At 64.0% G+C, this 22,444-nt stretch carries 4 protein-coding genes (1 of these 4 cut by a window edge); all 4 read left to right on the top strand.

Annotated features, from left to right (window positions below; translation table 11 throughout):
- The first annotated feature begins 9 nt into the window (after positions 1–9).
- Positions 10–1,707, top strand: coding sequence for a cyclic peptide export ABC transporter (locus tag ACQRBV_RS25285; protein ID WP_060756411.1), 1,698 nt, complete (start codon positions 10–12; stop codon positions 1,705–1,707).
- Between the two features lie 460 nt (positions 1,708–2,167).
- The gene (locus ACQRBV_RS25280; RefSeq protein ID WP_411984692.1) at positions 2,168–11,827 is read left to right on the top strand and encodes a non-ribosomal peptide synthetase; all 9,660 of its coding nucleotides are present in this window, start codon (positions 2,168–2,170) and stop codon (positions 11,825–11,827) included.
- A gap of 68 nt (positions 11,828–11,895) precedes the next feature.
- Positions 11,896–21,654: an amino acid adenylation domain-containing protein gene (locus ACQRBV_RS25275; RefSeq protein ID WP_427877931.1), complete on the top strand. Its 9,759-nt coding sequence runs from the start codon at positions 11,896–11,898 to the stop codon at positions 21,652–21,654.
- Positions 21,651–22,444 carry the 5' end (the start) of an amino acid adenylation domain-containing protein gene (locus ACQRBV_RS25270; protein ID WP_411984690.1) on the top strand. Its footprint extends 18,706 nt past the window's final position, so only the first 794 of its 19,500 coding nucleotides appear in the window; its start codon is at positions 21,651–21,653; its stop codon lies off the right edge, out of view. The genes ACQRBV_RS25275 and ACQRBV_RS25270 overlap by 4 nt, the downstream gene beginning before the upstream one ends.

Below are 22,444 nucleotides of genomic sequence, written 5' to 3'. Positions count from 1 at the left end.
AGTTAATCCATGAATAAAGAGCATGAGAAGCCGCCCAAGCCGGGCTCGGTCTTGCGCCTGCTTTGGCAAAATCATCCCTGGCTGGCCTTCTTTTCAGTGGTCACCGGCATCGTCAGCGGCGTGGCGGCGATCGCGGTGGTGAACGTGATCAACCAGGCGATCTACGAGCAGGGATCGCGGTTGCACTTGCTGTACTGGTTTGTCGGTTTGAGTGTGGTGGCGCTGGCGTTTCGCAACGGCGCGACCTTGTTTCCCGCGTACGCCAACATGAAATTGATGACGCGCCTGCGCATAGCGTTGTGCCAGAAAATCCTTTCTTCGCCCCTCGAAGAAGTGGATCGGCGCGGCCCGCCCAATGTGCTGACGCTGCTGACCACCGATATTCCGCAGCTCAATGCGACGCTGCTGGTGATGCCCGTGGTCCTGGTGGAATGCACGGTGTTCATGTGCGGCCTGGCTTACCTGGCTTACCTGTCGTGGACGGTGTTTGCGTTAACCCTGGCGTTGTTGGCAGTGGGTGCGATTCTGTACGTCTTCCTGTTTCTCGGCGGCGTAAAGTTCACCGGCCGCGTGCGTGATGAGTTCACCGCTTTCAACGAACACACGCACGGGCTGGTCTTCGGCCTCAAGGAGTTGAAGCTCAACGGCATTCGCCGTCGCTGGTTTGGCCGCTCTGCCATCAAGGAGTCGTCCACGCGGGTGGCGCGCTTCAATTTCATCGAGCATATGTGGTACCTCGGTGCGGAAAACATGGGGCTGGTCACCCAGTCACTGCTGATCGGCAGCCTGGTGTTCGCGTTGCCGTTGCTGATGGTGGCTGACAGTCAAGTGATGACCGGCAGCGTGTTGACGGTGATGTATATCCTGGGACCGCTGGGGTTGCTGATCGGTGCAATGCCGGTCGTGGCGCAAGGGCGGATTGCGGTCAGCCGTCTCGCCGAATTTGGTTTCCTGATCAACGAACACCACGCCGAACAGGACGAGCCGGATAACACCAATGTCCTGCGCCTGGAGCACAAGAAGCACTGGCGCCAGATCACGCTCAAGGGGGTGGTGATGAACTATCGTGGCGCCGACGCGGAGAACGGTTTCGCGCTGGGGCCGGTCGACCTGACCATCAACAGCGGTGAGTTGATCTACATCATCGGCGGCAACGGTTGCGGCAAAAGTACCCTGGTCAAGGCGCTATGCGGGTTGTACGTGCCCCAGGCCGGGCAGATATTGCTCGACGGCGTCGCCGTCAACGATGAAACCCGCAGTGACTACCGTGACCTGTTTTCCGCGGTATTCAGCGACTTCCATCTGTTCAACCGCCTGATCGGTCCTGAAGGCGAGGAGGTCAATCCGGCCCAGGCGCAGAAGTACCTGGCCGCACTGGGCCTGGCGGAAAAAATCAAGATCGAAGGGCTGGGGTATTCCACCACCAAAGAGCTGTCCTACGGCCAGCAAAAACGCCTGGCCCTGGTGTGTGCCTACCTGGAAGATCGCCCGGTGTATGTCCTTGATGAGTGGGCGGCGGACCAGGATCCTCCGTTCAAGCGCTTCTTCTATGAAGAGTTGCTGCCGGAGCTCAAGCGTCGCGGAAAGACCGTGCTGATCATTACGCATGATGATCAATACTTCCAATTGGCTGACCGCATCGTCAAGTTGGTCGACGGCCATATCGTCTCCGATGTAAGCCTTGTCGCCGAGGACCGTCGCGCCTGATCCAGGCGATGCCGACGCCTTTCCCCAAGCACGACACCTATAGTTTTAATAACTAGCGGTGTCGTGCTTTTTTGTTTTTAAAAATTCTTAAATATCAAAAAGATAATTGAGAAATTTCGAAATATTTCCGTGTCCCGTGATTGTCCGGGATTCGGGTGACATACAGCCAAAAACGCCGATGATTAAATTTGCCAATGCGCTTATCAGGTCACGCTGTGGGCGGCTTTTTTATCCGGCGTACGAGGCCGTATAGGCATATTGAGTTGCCCATTGGTCTGACGTTTTTAACGATTTTTGCCTCAATTTCCCTCGCTGCTGCGCTGTGACCCAGGTGGCACTGACAAAACTCTGAGAAGGCTTTTATGAAACGTTTTTCTGCAGTGGCCATGGGCGACCTTGTCGCGAAAAAAGTCCTATCAAGCAACCTTGCCGTGGCAGGGTTTACCGCGCAGGTGATCGCATGAATTCGCCCGTGCAGTTGCCGCAGACATTCCCGCTGACCGCCGCGCAGAAAGCCATCTGGCTGGACCAGATCACGCAGGCTGAATCGCCGCTGTACAACATCGGCTCTTACCTGGAGCTCAACGGCCCGATCAACGCCGAGCGGATGCAACGCGCCGCCGAGTTGCTGGTGGCCAAGCACGACGCCCTGCGCCTCACGCTGCTGGAAGCCACCGATGCCGATGGCGTGCCGCTGCAATGTATCGCGTCAACTGTGCCGGTGGAGGTTCCGCTGCTAGACCTCTCTGAACACGCCGATCCTGTCAGCGCCGCGTTGGTATGGATGGGCGAGCATATGGCCCGTCCGTTTTCGCTGACCCAGGCGCCGCTGTTTCGCTTTTTCCTGATCAAGTTGGGGGAGGCGCACTACTACTTCGCCAGCCAGGCCCACCACATCATTCTCGACGGCTGGGCCTTCGGTGAAATGCTGCAATCGCTGGGCGGCATCTACAGCGACCTGGCCGAGGCGCGACAGCCTGACATGCAGGCCAGCTCCTATGTCGACTTCATTGATGACGACCTGCGTTACCGCGAGTCGGCACGTTATGCAAAGGATCGCGAATACTGGCAGCACAAGTATCAGACCCTGCCCGAAGCGCTGTTTGCCCCGCGTTATCAGAACCAGCATGCCAAGGGCAAAGCCCCTGGCCGGCACTATGTGCGGCCGTTCCCGGTGGTGTTGCACGATCGTATGGGAGAGCTGGCGAAAGCCTGCCAGGCCTCGACCTACCACGTGTTGCTGGCGGCCATGTATGTCTACTTCACGCGTGTGAGCCAGCGCGATGAATGGGTGGTGGGCTTGCCGTTGCTCAACCGCTCGGCCAAGTTCAAAACCACCTTGGGTCTGTTTACCCAGGTCAGCGCCGTGCGCTTCAGCCTCGGTCGCGAGCTGACCTTCAGCGCCCTGGTCGGCGCGGTACGCGATGCACTCAAGCAGGATTATCGCCACCAACGCTTCCCTTTGAGCGGCATGAACCTTCGGACCGAAGGTGGCCAACTGTTCGACCTGACTCTGTCTTACGAACAGGACGACCACCTGTACCAGTTCGCCGAGCAGGGCGGGCACCTGCTCAAAGTCACCAACAACCACGAGCAGATGCCTCTGGCGTTTCACCTGCGGGCGAGTAATCACAAGGACAAGGCGTGGGCGCACTACGTTTATAACGAAGCGTATTTCAACGCCGATGATATCGAGACCCTGGCCGAGCGCTTTACCCGCGTGCTCGAGCAGGCCCTGGAGAATGCCGATCTGGCCGTGGCTGAGTTTTCGTTGACCACCGAAGCCGACCGTGCGCTGATGCAGCATTGGAATGCCGACGTCGGCACGTACCCCAGCCATGCCACTCTCCATGGGCAGTTTGAGGCGCAGGCGGCAGCGCGGCCCCATTCGACAGCGCTGATTTTCGACGGCCAACACTTGAGCTATGGCGACTTGAACCGCCGCGCCAACCAGGTGGCGCATCGCTTGCTGAGCCTGGGCGTGCGCCCGGATGATCGGGTGGCGATCTGCGTCGAGCGCGGGCTGGACATGATCGTCGGCCTGCTCGGCATCCTCAAGGCCGGGGCCGGTTACGTGCCGATTGACCCGGCGTACCCGCAGGAACGCATCAGCTACACCCTGCAAGACAGTACGCCGGTAGCGGTGCTGGTGCAGCAGGCGACCCGTGCCCGGGTGGCCGAGGTGTCGGTGCCGGTGCTCGAACTGGACGGCGGCGATTGCCAGGGTGAGTCCACTCAGAATCCCCACGTCCCGGGCCTGACTTCGGCCAACCTGGCGTACGTGATCTACACCTCCGGCTCCACCGGCTTGCCCAAGGGGGTGATGATCGAACACTGCAACGTGGCGCGCCTGTTCAGCGCCACCGAGGGCTGGTTCCGCTTCAACGAGCAAGACGTGTGGGCACTGTTCCACTCGTTTGCGTTTGACTTCTCGGTCTGGGAAATCTGGGGCGCGCTGATGCATGGCGGGCAGTTGCTGGTGGTGCCGCAGCTGACCAGCCGTTCGCCGGACGCCTGCTATGCGCTGTTGTGCAACGCCGGGGTGACCATCCTCAACCAGACGCCGAGTGCCTTCCGTTCATTGATTGCGGCCCAGGGCCAGAGCGAACTCAAGCACTCCCTGCGCCAGGTGATCTTCGGCGGCGAAGCCCTGGAGCCGGGGATTCTCAAGCCCTGGTACGCACGCCCAGGCAACGCCGGTACGCAACTGGTGAACATGTACGGCATCACCGAAACCACCGTGCATGTGACCTATCGCGCACTGACCGCCGCTGACGCCGAGCGCGTCGGCACGAGCCCGATTGGCAGGCGCATACCGGACCTGCGCCTGTACATCCTCGATGCACAGGGCCAGCCCGTCCCGCACGGCGTGGAAGGTGAGTTGTACGTGGGTGGCGCGGGCGTGGCCCGTGGTTACTTGAACCGGCCGCAATTGAACGCCGAACGCTTCCTTGACGATCCGTTTGCCACCACTGCGGGCGCACGTATGTACCGTACCGGCGACCTGGGTCGTTGGCTGGCGGACGGCAGCATCGACTACCTGGGGCGTAACGACGACCAGGTGAAGATCCGTGGTTTCCGTATCGAGCTGGGTGAGATCGAGGCCCGCTTGGCCGCCTGTGAAGGCGTGCGCGAAGCGGTGGTGATCGCCCGCGAGGATGAGCCGGGAGACCAGCGCCTGGTGGCCTATGTGATCGCCACCGACGGCGCTGAACCATCGGCCGCCGAGTTGCGCACGCAGCTGCGCGTGTCCCTGGCCGAGTACATGGTGCCCAGCGCCTTTGTGCTGTTGAAGAGTTTGCCGCTGACCACCAATGGCAAGCTGGATCGCAAGGCTTTGCCGGCGCCGGATACCGAAGCCTTTGCGCGACGCGAGTACGCGCCGCCGCAAGGTGAGCTTGAAACCACCCTGGCGCGCCTCTGGAGCGAACTCTTGGGCGTCGAGCAGGTAGGGCGGCATGATCAGTTCTTTGAGTTGGGCGGCCACTCGCTGTTGGCGGTCAAGCTGATCGAGCGCATGCGCCAGGTTGGCCTGAACGCGGATGTGGGCGTGCTGTTCGGCCAGCCGACCCTGGTCGCGCTGGCCGCTGCCGCCGGCAGCCGACACCAGGTACAGGTGCCTGCCAATGCGATCCCGGCCGATTGCACGCGGATCACTCCGGCCATGTTGCCCCTGACGCGTTTGCCCCAGGAGCAGATCGACCGCGTGGTCGCCGGCATCCCCGGCGGTGTCGCCAACGTACAGGATATCTATGCGCTGGTGCCGTTGCAGGAAGGCATCCTGTTCCACCACCAGGCCAGCACCGAGGGCGACCCCTACCTGTTGCAGGCGGTGTTGCGCATGTCCAGTCGCGAGCAGGTGCAGAGCTTTGTCGAGGCCCTGCAACAGGTCATCGATCGCCACGATATCCTGCGCACCTCGGTGGCCTGGCAAGGTCTCGACGAGCCGGTGCAAGTGGTCTGGCGCGAGGCACGCCTGCCCGTGCAGGAAGTACAGTTCGATCCGGCAGAGGGAGCGGTGGCCACGCAACTGTCTGAGCGCTTTGACCCACGTCACACGCGCATGGACCTGACCCGCGCGCCGATGATGGCCCTGCATATCGCCCAAGACCTGCCGGGTAGCGGCTGTGTTGCGGTCCTGCAATTCCATCACCTGATCGATGACGCGACCTCGCTGGCGCTGCTGGGCCAGGAAATCGAGGCCGTGATGCAAGGTCGCGGTGATCGGTTGGCGCCGTCGGTGCCGTATCGCAACTATGTGGCGCAGACCCGCCTGGGCACCAGCCAGGCCGCCCACGAGGCGTTTTTCCGCGAGATGCTGGGCGACGTCGACGAGCCGAGCTTGCCGTTCGGCTTGCAGGATGTGCAGGGCGATGGCCAGGGCGTGACCCAAGCCAGCGTGCCGGTGGCCAAGCTGCTCGGGCAGCGCTTGCGCACCCAGGCCCGGCGCCTGGGCGTGAGCAATGCCAGCCTGTACCACTTGGCCTGGGGTCAGGTAGTCGGGCATCTGGCCGCACGCCGCGACGTGGTGTTCGGCACCGTGTTGATGGGCCGCCTGAGCAGCGGCGAAGACGCCGACCGTGCCTTCGGTATGTTCATCAATACCTTGCCATTGCGCGTTGAGGCGGGCGACCAGGGTGTCGAACGTGCGCTGAAAACCACCCATGCGCGCCTGGCCGCCTTGCTTGGCCATGAACATGCGCCGCTGTCCCTGGCACAACGTTGCAGTGGCGTGGCGGCACCGACACCGCTGTTCAGCGCCTTGCTCAACTACCGGCATGCCGCCGTCGGCGCACAATCGGCGGAAGATGCCGGCAAGGCCCTGGTCTGGGGCGGGGTGGAAATGGTCGGCGGCGAAGAACGCACCAACTTCCCGCTGATGTTGTCGGTGGACGACCTCGGCGATGACTTCGGCCTGAGCGTGCAGGCCGTGGCCGGCGTCGACCCGCAGCGCATCTGCGGCTACATGCACCGCGTACTCGAAGCCATCGCCGACGCCCTGGAGCACCAGCCGGATCAAGCGTTGCATAGCCTCGCGATCCTGCCGGACGCTGAGCGTCAGGTACTGCTGGCCGACTTCAACGCCGTCGATATCCAATATCCGCTCACGGCAACCGTGCACGCGCTGTTCGAAGCACAGGCGCAGCGCCAGCCGGAGGCGATCGCCGTGACCTATGCCGGCGAGTCGCTCAGCTATGGCGATTTGAACGCCCTGGCCAACCGGCTTGCCCACCGCCTGATCGCCGACGGCATCGGCGCCAATGACCGTGTGGCGATCTGCGCCGAGCGCAGCCTGGAAATGGTCGCCGGCCTGCTGGCGATTCTCAAGGCCGGCGCGGGTTATGTGCCCTTGGACCCGGCGTACCCGGACGAACGCCTGGGGTACATGCTGCAAGACAGCGCACCCAGGGCCTTGCTGACCCAGCAGCGCCTGGCGCAACGTTTCCACCCGTGCAGCGTGCCGACCTTGTTGCTGGATGCGGTTGACGGCCTCGCTGCGCAGCCCGCGCACAACCCGCAAGTAGCGGGCCTGAATGCCGAGGCCCTGGCCTACGTGATCTACACCTCCGGCTCCACCGGCCAGCCCAAGGGCGTCGCCATGCCACACGGGCCGCTGGTCAACCTGATGCAGTGGCAGATTGCGCAAACCCTGGCCGATGGCCGTCCGGCCCAGCGCACCCTGCAGTTTGCCGCATTGGGCTTTGACGTGGCCTTCCAGGAGGTCTTCAGCACCCTGTGCGCAGGCGGTGAGCTGTCGTTGATCCCGGGTGACTTGCGCCTGGATTTCCGCGCACTGTTCCGACATCTCTGCGAGCAGCGCGTGCAACGCCTGTACCTGCCGTGCATTGCCCTGCAGGCGTTGGCCGAAGCCGTGGCCGAGACGCCCGAGTTGGGGCGCTTGCCCTGTGCGCTGCAGGATGTGATCACCGCCGGTGAACAACTGCGTATCAGCGAACCGATGCGCGAGCTGTTCCAGCGCCTGCCTGGCTGCCGCTTGCACAACCACTATGGGCCGACCGAATCCCACGTCACCACGGCCCTGACCCTGGAGGGGGATGCGCGGTCCTGGCCGGTGCTGCCATCGATTGGCGTGCCCGTGGCCAATACGCGGATCTACCTGCTCGACGAACACCTGCAACCGGTGCCGTTGGGAGTTGCCGGTGAAATCTACATTGGCGGCGCCTGCGTGGCCCGTGGTTATTTGCACCGCGATGACCTGACCGCCGAACGCTTCCTGGCCGACCCCTTCATGCCCCACGGCCGCCTGTATAAAACCGGTGACTTGGGGCGCTACCAGGCCGACGGTCAAATCGATTATCTGGGGCGTAACGACGGTCAGATCAAGATCCGCGGTTTCCGTGTGGAACTGGGCGAGATCGAAGCGCGCCTGGCCCAGCATCCGGGCATCCGCGATGCGGCGGTGCTGGTGCGCGAAGACAGCCCCGGCGACAAGCGCCTGGTGGCCTATTTCACCGCCCATGCCGAGGCGCAGCCTGCGGGTGTCGACGTGCTGCGCGAGCATCTGCAGGCGCTGCTGCCCGACTACATGATCCCTGCGGCCTATGTGCATCTGGACGCGCTGCCGCTGTCGCCCAACGGCAAGCTCGACCGCCGCGCCTTGCCGGTGCCGGATGTCGAGGCGTTCGCCAGCCGTGATTATGAAGCCCCGCACACCGCCATCGAGACCACCCTGGCGGAACTGTGGAGCCAGCTGCTGGGTGTGACCCGCGTGGGGCGCCAAGACAACTTCTTCGAACTGGGTGGCCACTCGCTGCTGGCGGTCAAGCTCATCGAACGCATGCGCCAACAGGGCCTGAGCGCCGACGTGCGCGTGCTGTTCGGCCAGCCGACACTGGCGGCCCTCGCGGCAGCGGTGGGGGGCGGCAGTGAAATCCAGGTGCCGGCCAACGGTATCCCGGCGGATTGCGCACACATCCGCGCCGACATGCTGAGCCTGATCGACCTCGGGCAGGACACCCTCGACCGTATCGTCGCGCGGGTGCCGGGCGGGGCGCGCAATGTACAGGACATCTACCCGCTGGCACCGTTGCAGCAGGGCATTTTGTACCACCACATCACCAGCGAGCAGGGCGACCCCTACCTGTTGCAGGCGACCTTCAGCCTGGACAGTCGCGCGCAGCTCGAGACCTTCATCCAGGCGCTGCAGGCCGTGATTGACCGGCATGACATGACGCGTACCGCGATCTACTGGGAGGACCTGCAACAGCCGGTGCAAGTGGTGCTGCGCCACGCCGAGCTGCCCCTCGAAGAATTGCATTTCGATCCGGCCCGGGGCGCCATGCTGGAGCAATTGCACGCGCACTTCGACCCGCGCCGGGTGCGGCTGGAGTTGAGCCAGGCGCCGCTGCTGCACCTGGCCTACGTGCACGATGAGGCCAACCAGCGCTGGCTGGCGATGTTGCTGTTCCACCACATTGCCATGGACCACACGGCGTTGGATGTGATCAGCGAGGAGGTCCTTGCCTACCGCAGTGACGGTTTTGCGCAGTTGGACGCGGCAATGCCGTACCGCAATTACGTGGCGCAGGCGCTGTTGGGCGTCAGTCAGGCCGACCACGAACAGTTCTTCCGCGAAATGCTTGGCGACATCGACGAGCCGACGCTGCCGTTCGGCCTGCAGGAAGTGCAGGGTGACGGGCTCGCGGCTGAAGAAGCCAAGATCCAGCTCGAAGCTGGGCTGTGCCGGCGCCTGCGGGCGCAGGCGCGCCACTTGGGTGTCAGCGCGGCCAGCCTGCACCACCTGGCCTGGGCGCGGGTGCTGGCCAGCGTCAGCGGGCGGGATGATGTGGTGTTCGGCACCGTGTTGCTGGGGCGCATGCAAAGTGGCGACGGCGCTGACCGGGCGCTGGGCATGTTCATCAACACCTTGCCGCTGCGGGTCAGCATCGATGAGCAAGGCGTGCGTGCCGCGGTGCGCGCTGTACACGCCCGGCTCTCGGCACTCTTGGGGCATGAACATGCACCGTTGGTGGTGGCGCAGCGCTGCAGCGCCGTGCCGGCTTCGTCGCCGCTGTTCAGTTCAATTCTCAACTACCGACACAGCCCGTTGCTGGAGCGCGAAGGGCCGCAGTATTGGTCCGGCGCGCAGGTGCTGGAAGTTCGTGAACGCACCAACTACCCGTGCATGCTGTCGGTGGATGACCAAGGCGAAGGCTTCCTGCTCGGCGTACAGACCAGCGGCGTGGATGCCCAGCGCGTAGCAGCCTACATGCAGACTGCTTTGCAGCAATTGGTGGAGGCGCTGGAGACGGCGCCGCACACTGCCGTGCGGCACCTCTCGGTGATCCCGGCAACCGAGCGTGAGACCCTGCTGGAGCGCTTCAACGACACCGCCCGGGACCAGGCGGTACAACAGACGATTCACGGCTTGTTCGAAGCCCAGGTGCAACGCACGCCGGACGCGATTGCGCTGCAGGCGGACGGCCGGCGCCTGAGCTATCGTGAGCTGAACCAACATGCCAACCGTCTCGCCCATCATCTGCTCGAACAGGGCGTAGAACTGGAGTCGCGGGTCGGCATCTGTGTTGAGCGCAGCGTCGAGATGGTCATCGGGCTGCTGGCGATCCTCAAGGCCGGCGGCGGGTACGTGCCGCTGGACCCGGCGTATCCGCTGGACCGCCTGGCCTACATGCTGGAAGACAGCGCGCCGTCGGTGGTCCTGGTACAAGGCTCTACCCGCGCCTTGCTCGGTGACGTCGGCGTGCCGGTGGTCGACCTGGAGCACGTCACTTGGCAGCACCAACCGGCAAACGACCCGCTGATTGCCCAATTGTCCCCGCAGCATCAGGCCTACGTGATCTACACCTCAGGTTCTACCGGCAAGCCCAAGGGCGTGATCAACGAACACAGCCCGGTGGTCAACCGCCTGCTGTGCATGCAGGACACCTATCGCCTGGACGGCTCGGATGCGCTCCTGCAGAAAACCCCGTTCAGCTTCGACGTGTCGGTGTGGGAATTCTTCTGGCCGCTGTTCACCGGCGCGCGCCTGGTCATGGCTCGCCCCGGTGGGCACAAAGACCCGGCCTACCTGTGTGAGGTGATCCAGGCCGAACGGATCACCACGGTGCATTTTGTGCCCTCGATGCTCGATGTGTTCCTGGCCCATGGCGATGTCAGCCAGGCGGCCGGGCTGGTACGGGTGATGTGCAGCGGCGAGGCCTTGCCGGGCAGCCTGGTGCGCCGTTTCAAGGCGCAACTGCCGGGCAGCGCCTTGTTCAACCACTATGGCCCCACCGAAGCGGCGGTAGAGGTCACGGCGTGGGATTGCAACGGCGCCGTTACCCCGGACAACACCCCGATCGGCAAGCCGATTGGCAACGTGCGTATGTACGTGCTCGACGCGCACTTGCAGCCGGTGCCGCTGGGTGTCAGTGGCGAGCTGTTCATCGGTGGCGTGCAGGTTGCCCGAGGCTACCTGAACCGTCCCGAGTTGAACGCCGAGCGTTTCCTCAAGGACCCTTACAGTGCTGGGCGAATCTACCGTACCGGTGACGTTGCTCGGTATTTGCCCGATGGCAACATCGAGTACCTGGGCCGCAACGATGACCAGGTGAAAATCCGTGGCGTACGCATCGAACTGGGGGAAATCCAGGCACGCCTCGGCGAGTTCCCGCATCTCCAGGAAGCCACGGTGCTGGCCCGTGAGGACGTGCCGGGCGACAAACGCCTGGTGGCCTATTACACCGGCGTGCCGGCCGCCACCGAGGCGCTGCGTGCGCATCTGTTGGAGCAATTGCCGGACTACATGGTGCCGCAACTCTTCGTGCACCTTGACGCGCTGCCGCTGAGCCCCAACGGCAAGCTTGATCGCAAGGCCCTGCCGGCGCCAGACGTGGGAGCGCTGCGCACCCATGCCTACGAAGCCCCTCAGGGCGAAATTGAAACCGCCATGGCGCGGCTCTGGACGGAGTTGTTGAAGGTCGAGCGCGTGGGTCGCCACGACAACTTCCTGGAGCTGGGTGGGCATTCGTTACTGGCGGTCAGCTTGATCGGGCGCTTACGCCAGGAAGGCATCGAGGCCAACGTCAAGGCGCTGTTCGAACACTCCACGCTGTGGGAGTACGCGGCAATTACGGAAAGAATGGAGATGGTCTTGTGAGTGTTATCGAACTGTTGGCGACACTGAAGCAAAAGGATGTGCAGCTGTCCGTCAAGGGCGATCAACTCGTGTTGCAGGGCAACAAGCTGGCCTTGAGCGAGCCGGGCGTGCTGGCATCGCTGCGCGAGCATAAAGCCGCGCTGATCGCCTTGATCAAGGCCGGCGATTACTCGGCGCAGCGCGCTGGGCAACTCGAGGTTCCGGCCAATGCCATCCGCCCCGACTGCACCCGGATCACCCCGGCGCTGCTGCCGCTAGTCAACCTGAGCCAGCCGGCGATTGACCGTATCGTCGCCACGGTGCCCGGCGGCACCGCAAATGTGCAGGACATTTACCCGCTGGCGGCGCTTCAGCAGGGGATTTTCTACCACCACGTCACGGCGCGCCAAGGCGACCTCTACCTGATGCGTTCACAGTTCGCGATCACCACGCGGCCGCGCCTGGAGGCTTTTGCCCAGGCCCTGCAGCAGGTGGTCAACCGTCACGACATCCTGCGCACCAGCATTGTCTGGGAGGGGCTGGATGAGCCGGTGCAGGTGGTCTGGCGCGAGTCGCAACTGATGATCGACGAGGTGCTGCTCGACCCGGCTGAAGGGCCGATCACCGAGCAGTTGTACCGACGCTTCGACACCCGCTCGATGCATATGCCTCTGGGCCAGGCGCCGCTGTTGCGTGTGGTGTTCGCCGAAGACCCGGCCAACCAGCGGTGGGTGGCGATGTTGCTGTTCCATCACATCGCCATTGACCATGTGGCCATGCAGGTGGTGTATCAGGAGATCCATGCCTGTCTGTACGGCAATGCCGAACAGCTCGGCGCGGCGGTGCCATACCGCAACTATGTGGCCCAGGCACGCCTGGGCACGACCGAGCAGGAGCATGAAGGGTTCTTTCGCGACATGCTTGGCGATCTGGATGAGCCGACCCTGCCTTTCGGTCATCAGGATGTGCAGGGCGACGAGCAGGTCGGCGAACAGGTGCATCGACTCGACGCCGAGTTGAGTCGACGCCTGCGCACCCATGCCCGGCAGCAGGTGGTGAGCGTCGCCAGCCTGCATCATTTGGCCTGGGCCCAGGTGCTGGGGCGTATTTCCGGGCGTGACGATGTCGTGTTCGGCACCGTGCTGATGGGGCGCATGGGCGGTGCCGAGGGCAGTGAGCGCGGGCTGGGGCTGTTTATCAATACCTTGCCGCTGCGTCTGGATGTGGGCGCACTGGACGTACAGGCCGCGGCCAAGGCCGCCCATGTGCGCCTGACGCGCCTGTTGGGGCATGAGCACGCGCCGCTGGCGCTGGCTCAGCGTTGCAGCGGCGTGGCCGCTCCTACGCCGTTGTTCAGTGCCTTGATCAACTATCGCCAGAGCCACGCGTCGGCATCGAGCGGGCCGCAATGGGACGGTATCGAGCTGCTGGGCGGCGAGGGGCGCAGCAACTATCCGCTGGTGCTGTCGGTGGATGATGTCGGTGAAGATTTCAACCTGACACTGCAAGGCGTCGCCAGCATGCCGTTGGCGCGCATCCTCGGTTATCTGCTCACCGCGCTGCACAGCCTGGTCGAGGCGCTGGAGCAGGGCCACGCCACGCCGATGCAGGCTTTGCCGATCGTGCCCGCCGAAGAGCGGCGCCTTCAGTTGGTCGGTTTTAATCACACGGCCAGGGATTACCCGCGTGGGCAGACCCTTCACGCCAGGTTCGAGGCGCGTGTACGGGCGTTGCCCCAGGCGGTGGCCGTGCGCCAGGGCGCGCAGCAACTGAGCTATCAACAGCTCAACGAGCAGGCCAACCAACTGGCCCGCCATTTGATCGAACGGGGCGTGGGCCCTGACGATCGCGTCGCGATCTGCGCTCGACGCAGCGTCGAAACCCTGGTGGGCCTGGTGGCGATCCTCAAGGCTGGCGCGGCCTACGTGCCGGTCGACCCGGCGCACCCCCAGGAGCGTATTGCCTACCTGTTGCAAGACAGCGCACCCGTGGCCGTTCTGGTGCAGGCGGCGACCGCCGGCCTGGTCACCGGGCTGCCGGTTGCGGTCATCGATCTGAGTTCGGCTGCCTGGCACACCACGCCGGCCGACAACCCGCACGTGGCCGGCCTGACCCCGACGCACCTGGCCTATGTGATCTACACCTCCGGTTCCACCGGCCAGCCCAAAGGGGTGATGGTCGAACACCAGACCCTGGAGAACCTGGTGAACTGGCATTGCGATGCCTTCGACCTGCACGCTGGCAGCCAGACGTCCAGCGTTGCCGGTTTCGGTTTTGATGCCATGGCCTGGGAAGTCTGGCCGGCCTTGTGCGCGGGGGCGACCCTGCACCTGCCGCCTGCGCAGCAAGCCCATGAAGACATCGACGCACTGCTGCAATGGTGGGTCGCCCAGCCGCTGGATGTGAGCTTCCTGCCGACGCCGGTGGCCGAGTACGCCTTCAGCCAGCACCTGGAACACCCGACGCTCAAGACCTTGCTGATTGGCGGTGACCGTCTGCGTCAGTTCCACACGCCTCGGCGCTTCAAGCTGGTCAACAACTACGGCCCGACTGAAGCTACGGTCGTCGCCACCTCCGGCTTGATCGAAGCGGGCAAGCCCCTGCACATCGGCAAACCGGTGGCCAACGCGCAGGTGTACGTACTCGATGCGCAACGGCAACTGTTGCCGCAAGGAGTGGCCGGCGAGCTGTATGTGGCCGGTGCCGGGGTAGCGCGGGGTTACCTGAACCGCCCTGAGATGAGCGCCGAACGCTTCCTTCAGGACCCGTTCAGCCGCGACCCGCAAGCGCGCATGTACCGCACGGGAGACCTGGTGCGCTGGCGTGAGGACGGCACACTGGAGTACCTGGGGCGTAACGATGACCAGGTGAAAATCCGTGGCGTACGCATCGAACTGGGCGAAATCGACAGTTGCCTGGCCGCCCATCCCCAGGTCCGTGAAGCGGTGGTGTTGGTCCGTGACGGGCGGCTGGTCGCCTATTTCACCGCCGACGATGCGCTGGACGCCGAGAGCCTGCGTGGCTTTGTCCAGGTGCAGTTGCCGGAATACATGGTACCGGTGGCCTACGTGCAGCTCGATAGCCTGCCGCTGACCGCCAACGGCAAGCTCGACCGCAAGGCCCTGCCGGAGCCCGGGCTGGAAGCATTGCTCAGCCGAGGCTATGAAGCCCCGGAGGGCGAGGTGGAAACCACCCTCGCGCAGCTCTGGGCCGATGTGCTCAAGGTCGAGCGGGTGGGGCGGCATGACCACTTCTTCGAGCTGGGCGGGCATTCGTTGCTGGCCGTCAACCTGGTGGAACGCATGCGTCAGGCGGGCCTGAGCGCCGATGTGCGCGTGCTGTTCAGCCAGCCGACCCTGGCGGCCCTGGCGGCGGCGGTGGGCGCCGGCCACGAAGTGGCGGTACCGGCCAATCGCATCGAGGCCGGCTGCACCCGGATCACCCCGGACCTGCTTCCCCTGGCCACACTGGATCAGGCGAGCATCGACCGGATCGTCGCCGCGGTGCCCGGTGGTGCGGCCAATGTGCAAGACATCTATCCCTTGGCGCCGTTGCAGGAGGGCATTCTCTACCTGCATTTGTCGGCCGAGCACCGTGACCCGTACGTCCTCACGTCGCAATTCGAATTGGCGGATAGCGCGCGGTTTCAGGCGTTTTGCCAAGCCCTGCAACAGGTGGTCGAACGCCACGACATCCTGCGCACCGCCGTGCTCTGGGAAGGGTTGGAGCAGCCGATGCAAGTGGTGTTGCGCCATGCGCCATTGCCGGTGGAGCCGTTCACGCCGGCCCCTGGCGCAACGCCAGTCGCCGAGCAACTGCGTGCCGAAGTACGGGCGCGCTACGCCCGTCTCGACCTGAACCAGGCACCGCTGATGCGCCTGGTCTACGCCCATGATGCGGCACGCGGGACAATCGTCGCGTTCTTTGTCTTCCATCACTTGGTGCTCGATCACACCGCTGTCGAGGTGGTGCAGCATGAAATGCAGGCGTATCTGCTGGATCACGCCGACCGCCTGGGAGCGACGGTGCCCTATCGCAACTACGTCGCCCAGGCGCGTCTGGGCGTCAGTGAGCAGCAGCATGAAGCGTTCTTTCGCGAAATGTTGGCGGACATCGAGGAACCGACCCTGCCGTTTGGCCTGCAGAGCGTCGAGGATGACGGGGCGGACATCGACGAAGCCGAACTGACCCTCGACGCGTGCCTGAGCCGCCGGCTGCGTGTACATGCCCGGCAACTGGGCGTCAGCCCGGCGAGCGTGTTTCACCTGGCCTGGGCGCGGGTGCTGAGTGTTATCGCGCAGACCGACCGCGTGGTGTTCGGCACGGTGATGATGGGCCGCATGCAGGGCGGAGACGGCGCCGACCGGGCGCTGGGCATGTTTATCAACACCTTGCCGCTGCGCGTCGATATCGATGACCAGCCGGTGCAGGCGGCGGTCAAGGCCACCCATGCCCGCCTGAGCGGCTTGCTCGGCCATGAGCACGCCGCACTGGCGCTGGCGCAACGTTGCAGCGCGGTGCCGGCGAGCGTGCCGTTGTTCAGTGCCTTGCTCAACTACCGGCACAGTGCGCTGCCGTCGGCGGCCGAGCAGGCCGAGTACCAGCATGCCTGGCGCGGCATTGCGGTGATGGATGTGCATGAGCGCACCAACTACCCGCTGAGCGTGAGTGTCAACGACCTGGGCGAGCAGTTCAGCCTGAGCATATTGGCGGTTGCCACGCTGGACGCGGAAAAAATCGGTGTTTACTTCAATACCGTCATCGAACAGTTGATCGATGCGCTGGACCATACGCCATCGGCGCCCCTCAACGGTGTGTCGATACTGCCGCCGGCTGAGCGTCATCAGGTGCTGCAGGCGTTCAATGGCACCGCCAGGGATTACCCGCACACCTGCACCTTGCACGCGCTGTTCGAAGCCCATGCGGTGGCGGCTCCCCAGGCGGTGGCGGCGGTGCATGGCGAGCAACAGCTCAGCTATACCGAACTGAACGGACGGGCCAACCGCCTGGCGCATCACCTGATCGGTCTGGGTGTGGCGCCGGGTGCCAGCGTGGCGATCCTGCTGGAACGCTCCGTGGACCTGCTGGTCAGCCAGCTGGCAATCAGCAAGTGTGCGGCGGTGTATGTGCCGCTGGATGTCAACGCGCCGTTGGACCGTCAAGGCTTCATGATTGAGGACAGCGGTGCGGCGCTGGTGTTGACGGCGGCCTCGATCAAGGGGCCGGAAAGCGTTCGTCGCTTGGACCTGGACACTCTGGATCTGAGTCACGAGCCGGATCACAACCCGGCGTTGGAGCAATCGGCCGAGACGGCGGCGTACATCATGTACACCTCCGGCTCCACCGGTACGCCGAAGGGCGTGCTGGTGCCGCACCGGGCGATCACGCGTCTGGTGATCAATAACGGCTATGCCGATTTCAATCAGCAGGACCGCGTGGCGTTTGCTTCGAACCCGGCGTTTGACGCCAGTACTCTGGACGTGTGGGCGCCGTTGCTCAATGGCGGGGCAGTGGTGGTGGTCGATCAGGACACGCTGCTGTCCCAAGCTGATTTTGCTGCGCTGTTGCAAGAGCAAGCGGTAAGCGTGTTGTGGATGACCGCCGGCTTGTTCCACCAGTACGCCGAAGGGTTGTTGCCGGTTTTCCCGCAGTTGCGTTACCTGATCGTCGGCGGTGATGTACTCGATCCGAGCGTGATTGCCCGGGTCCTCAAGGACGGCGCCCCCCAGCATCTGCTCAACGGCTACGGCCCGACCGAAGCCACGACGTTCTCGACTACCTATGAGATCACTCGTGCAGACGAGGGCAGCATTCCGATTGGCCGTCCGGTGGGCAACAGCCGTGCCTACGTGCTCGACGCTCGCCAACAACCGGTGCCGGTCGGTGTCACCGGCGAGTTGTACATCGGTGGCCAGGGGGTTGCCCTGGGCTACCTGAACCGGGCTGACCTGACGGCGGAGAAATTCCTCGCCGACCCGTTCAGCGACGGGGCGCTGATGTACCGCACCGGCGACCTGGTGGCCTGGCGTGCCGACGGTACCTTGCAGTATCAGGGGCGTAACGACCAGCAGGTGAAGATCCGCGGTTTCCGTATCGAACTGGGCGAGATCGAAACGCGCCTGAGTGAACACCCCCAGGTCAAGGACGCGGTGGTACTCGCGCGTGAGGACGAACCGGGGAAAAAGCGCCTGGTGGCGTATTTCACCGAGCGTGAAAACGTCGATATCCAAGCCTTGCGTGAGCATCTGCACGCGCAGTTGCCGGACTACATGGTGCCGGCCGCCTACGTGCGCCTGGACCATCTGCCGCTGACCAACAACGGCAAGGTCGACCGCAAGGCCCTGCCTGCACCGGACCAGGAAGCCCTGCTGAGCCGTGGCTACGAAGCGCCACAAGGAGAAGTGGAAACCGCACTGGCGCAGATCTGGGCCGACCTGCTCAAGGTCGAGCAAGTCGGGCGTCACGATAACTTCTTTGAACTGGGCGGCCACTCGCTGATGGCGGTCAACCTGATCGAACGCATGCGCCGCGCCGACCTCAGCGCCGACGTGCGCGTGCTGTTCAGCCAGCCGACTTTGGCAGCGCTGGCCGCTGCGGTGGGCAGTGGGCGTGAGGTAGCCGTACCGGCCAACCTGATCACGCCCGATTGCGTGCGTATCACCCCGGACCTGCTGCCCCTGGCGAACCTGGACCAGGTGGCGATCGACCGCATCGTCGCCAGTGTGCCGGGCGGCGTGGCCAACGTGCAGGATATCTACGCCCTGGCACCGTTGCAGGAAGGCATCCTGTACCACCACATCACGGCGGAGCAGGGCGACCCGTACCTGTTGCAGTCGCAAATGGCGTTCGACAGCGTGGAGCGTCTGCAGCGCTTTGCCCACGCCTTGCAAGGCGTGATTGACCGTCACGACATCCTGCGCACCGGGATTGTCTGGGAGGGCCTGAGCACCCCCGCGCAAGTGGTGTGGCGCAAGGCCGATCTGGCGGTGCAGGAACTGGTGCTCGACCCGGCCGAGGGCGACATCCTGAGCCAGCTGCATGCACGCTTTGATGCCCGGCATTACCGCCTGGATGTCAGCCAGGCGCCGTTGATGCGCCTGGCCTATGCCCGTGATGAACTCAACGAACGGATAGTGGCGGTGCTGTTGTTCCACCACACGGCATTGGACCACACCGCGCTGGAGGTGGTCAGTTGGGAAATGGCGGCCAGCCTGTTGGGTTCCACCGAACCGCTGGCCGCGCCGGTGCCGTACCGCAACTACGTGGCCCAGACACGTTTGGGCGGCGTTGAACAGGAACATGAAAGCTTCTTCCGCGAGATGCTCGGTGACGTTGACGAACCGACCTTGCCCTTCGGCATGCAGGACGTGCAGGGCGACGGCAACACCGTGGCCGAGGTCACGCAGGTGCTGCCGGCAGATGTCAGCCAGCGCCTGCGGGCGGCGGCGCGTACCCTGGGCGTCAGTGTCGCCAGCCTGTTCCACCTGGCCTACGCCCAGGTGCTGGGTGCGGTTTCGGGCAAGCAGGATGTGGTGTTCGGCACGGTACTGGTTGGGCGCATGCAGGGCGGCCAAGGCGCCGACCGCGCATTGGGCATGTTCATCAACACCTTGCCGCTGCGCGTCGACCTCGGTCAGCACAGCGCACAAGACGGCGTGCGTGCAACCCATGCACGGCTGTCGGCGCTGCTGGGGCACGAGCATGCCTCGCTGTCCCTGGCCCAGCGTTGCAGTGGCGTGGCCGCGCCGGCGCCGTTGTTCAGCGCGATGCTCAACTATCGCCATAGCGCCAGCGATGGGGTGATGCACCAGACCCGTGACGCCTGGGTCGGCATCGAAACCCTGGCCAGCGAGGAGCGCACCAACTACCCGTTGGCGTTGAACGTCGATGACCAAGGCGACAGTTTCCGCTTGAACGTACAGGCCATCGCGGTGGATGCCCAACGTGTGCTGGATTATGTGCAGACCACCTTGCAGAACCTGGTGCAAGCGTTAGAGACCGCACCGCATACGGCCTTGCAGCAATTGTCGGTGCTGCCGGCCGAGGAGCGCGAAACGCTGCTGGTGGCGTTCAACGACACGGCCCGCGACTACCCGTTGCAACAAACCCTGCACGGCCTGTTTGAAGCCCAGGTGCAACGCACGCCGGATGCCATTGCACTGTTGTCTGACACCCGGCAGCTGAGCTATCGCGCGCTGAATGAGCGCGCCAACCGTCTGGCCCATCACCTGCGCGAGCTGGGTGTACAGCCGGATTCGCGCGTGGCGATCTGCGTCGAGCGCAGCCTCGAAATGGTCATCGGCCTGCTGGCGATCCTCAAGGCCGGTGGCGGTTATGTGCCGCTGGACCCGGCTTATCCGCAGGAGCGCCTGACCTACATGCTCGAAGACAGCGCGCCGGCCGTGGTGCTGGTGCAAGAGGCGACTCGTGGTCTGCTCGGTGAAATCAGCGTACCGGTGGTGGACCTGGAGCAGGAGACCTGGCAACAGGCGTCGGCGAGCAATCCGCTGATTGCCGGGTTGACCCCGCAACACCAGGCTTACGTGATCTATACCTCGGGCTCCACCGGTAAACCCAAGGGGGTGATCAACGAGCACAGCGCGGTGGTCAACCGCCTGTTGTGGATGCAGGAAGAGTACGGCCTCGACGCCAGCGACACGGTGCTGCAGAAAACCCCGTTCAGCTTCGATGTGTCGGTGTGGGAATTCTTCTGGCCATTGTTCACCGGCGCTCGCCTGGTCATGGCCCGCCCGGGTGGGCACAAGGACCCGCAGTACCTATGCGAAATCATCCAGGCCGAGCGCGTCACCACGCTGCACTTCGTGCCCTCCATGCTCGATGTGTTCCTCGCCCATGGCGATGTCAGCCAGGCGGCCGGGCTGGTGCGGGTGATGTGCAGCGGTGAGGCACTGCCTGGCAGTGTGGTGCGTCGCTTCAAGCAGCAACTGCCGGCCAGCTCGCTCTTCAACCTCTATGGGCCGACCGAAGCGGCGGTGGACGTCACCGCGTGGGATTGCGCAGGGCCGGTCACCCCGGATAACACGCCAATCGGCAAACCGATCGCCAATACGCGCATGTACCTGCTGGACGAACATCTGCAACCGGTGCCGCTGGGTGTCAGTGGCGAGCTGTTCATCGGTGGCGTGCAGGTTGCCCGTGGCTACCTGAACCGCCCGGAGCTGACCGCCGAACGCTTCCTCGACGACCCGTTCAACGCCGGACGCATGTACCGCACCGGTGACGTTGGACGCTTCCTGCCCGATGGCAACATCGAGTACCTGGGGCGTAACGATGATCAGGTGAAGATCCGTGGCCTGCGTATCGAACTGGGGGAAATCCAGGCGCGCCTCGGCGAGTTCCCGAATATCCAGGAAGCCACGGTGCTGGCCCGTGAGGACGTGCCGGGCGACAAGCGCCTGGTGGCCTATTACACCGGCGCGCCGGCCGAGACCGAGGCGTTGCGTACGCATTTGCTGGCGCAATTGCCGGACTACATGGTGCCGCAACTGTTCGTGCATCTGGATGCATTGCCGCTGAGCCCCAACGGCAAGTTGGACCGCAAGGCCCTGCCGGCGCCGGACCTGGCGACGCTGCGGGTGCGTGCCTATGAAGCGCCGGTGAGCGACACGGAAATGGCCCTGGCCCGGCTCTGGGGCGAATTGTTGAACGTTGAGCAAGTCGGTCGGCATGACCACTTTTTTGAACTGGGCGGCCATTCGTTATTGGCCGTCAGCCTCATTGGGCGACTCCGCCAGGAAGGCATCGATGCGAACGTCAAGGCGCTGTTCGAGCAACCCACGCTCTGGGAATACGCCGAAATTACAGAAAGAATGGAGATGGTCCTGTGAGTGTTCTCGAACTGTTGGCGACATTAAAAGAAAAAGACGTTCAACTTGCAGTCAAGGGTGAGCAACTCGTGGTGCAGGGCAACAAGCAAGCGCTGAAGGAACCCAGCGTGCTGGCTGCGCTGCGTGAACACAAGGCCGCGTTGATCGCCTTGATCAACGCCGGCGAGTACCGCGCAGAGCGTGCCGGGCAAGTCACCATTCCGGCCAATCGCATCCCCGCCGAATGCACGCGCATTACCCCGGACATGCTGACGCTCATGACGCTGGATCAGGCGACTATCGAGCACATCGTCGCGTGCATCCCCGGCGGCGCGCCCAACATCCAGGACATCTACCCGCTGGCACCGCTGCAATCGGGCCTGCTGTTCCATCACCTGTCCGAGCCACAGGGCGATCCTTACGTCTTGCAATGCCTGATCGGCCTGGACAACCGCCAATGCCTGGACGATTTCAACCAGGCCCTGCAGCACGTGGTCGACCGGCACGACAGCTTCCGCACGGCGGTGTTGTGGGAAGGGCTCGACGAACCTGTGCAAGTGGTCTTGCGCCAGGCGCGCCTGCAGGTCGAAGAAGTCGCCCTGGACCCGACCGTCGGCGATATCCGCCAGCAACTGGAGCAGCGTTTTGACAATCAGCATTACCGGCTGGATCTCAGTCAGGCGCCGCTGATCCGTATCGCGTGTGCCGAGGACCCGGCGACGGGGCGCTGGCTCGCCCTGATGATGTTGCATCACATCGTGTCCGACCACGCCGCGTTGGCGGTGGTGCAGCATGAAATCCAGCACTATTT

Source organism: Pseudomonas sp. R11F, from assembly GCF_050312575.1.
GTDB lineage: Bacteria > Pseudomonadota > Gammaproteobacteria > Pseudomonadales > Pseudomonadaceae > Aquipseudomonas > Aquipseudomonas palleroniana.
The sequence above is the reverse complement of the archived record's forward strand: the minus strand, read 5'-3'. Positions and strand labels throughout refer to the sequence as shown.

Excerpts from the sequence above, each read along its gene's own strand:
- ACQRBV_RS25280 (WP_411984692.1), top strand. The coding sequence starts at position 2,168 with ATGAATTCGCCCGTGCAGTTGCCGCAGACATTCCCGCTGACCGCCGCG.
- ACQRBV_RS25285 (WP_060756411.1), top strand. The coding sequence starts at position 10 with ATGAATAAAGAGCATGAGAAGCCGCCCAAGCCGGGCTCGGTCTTGCGC.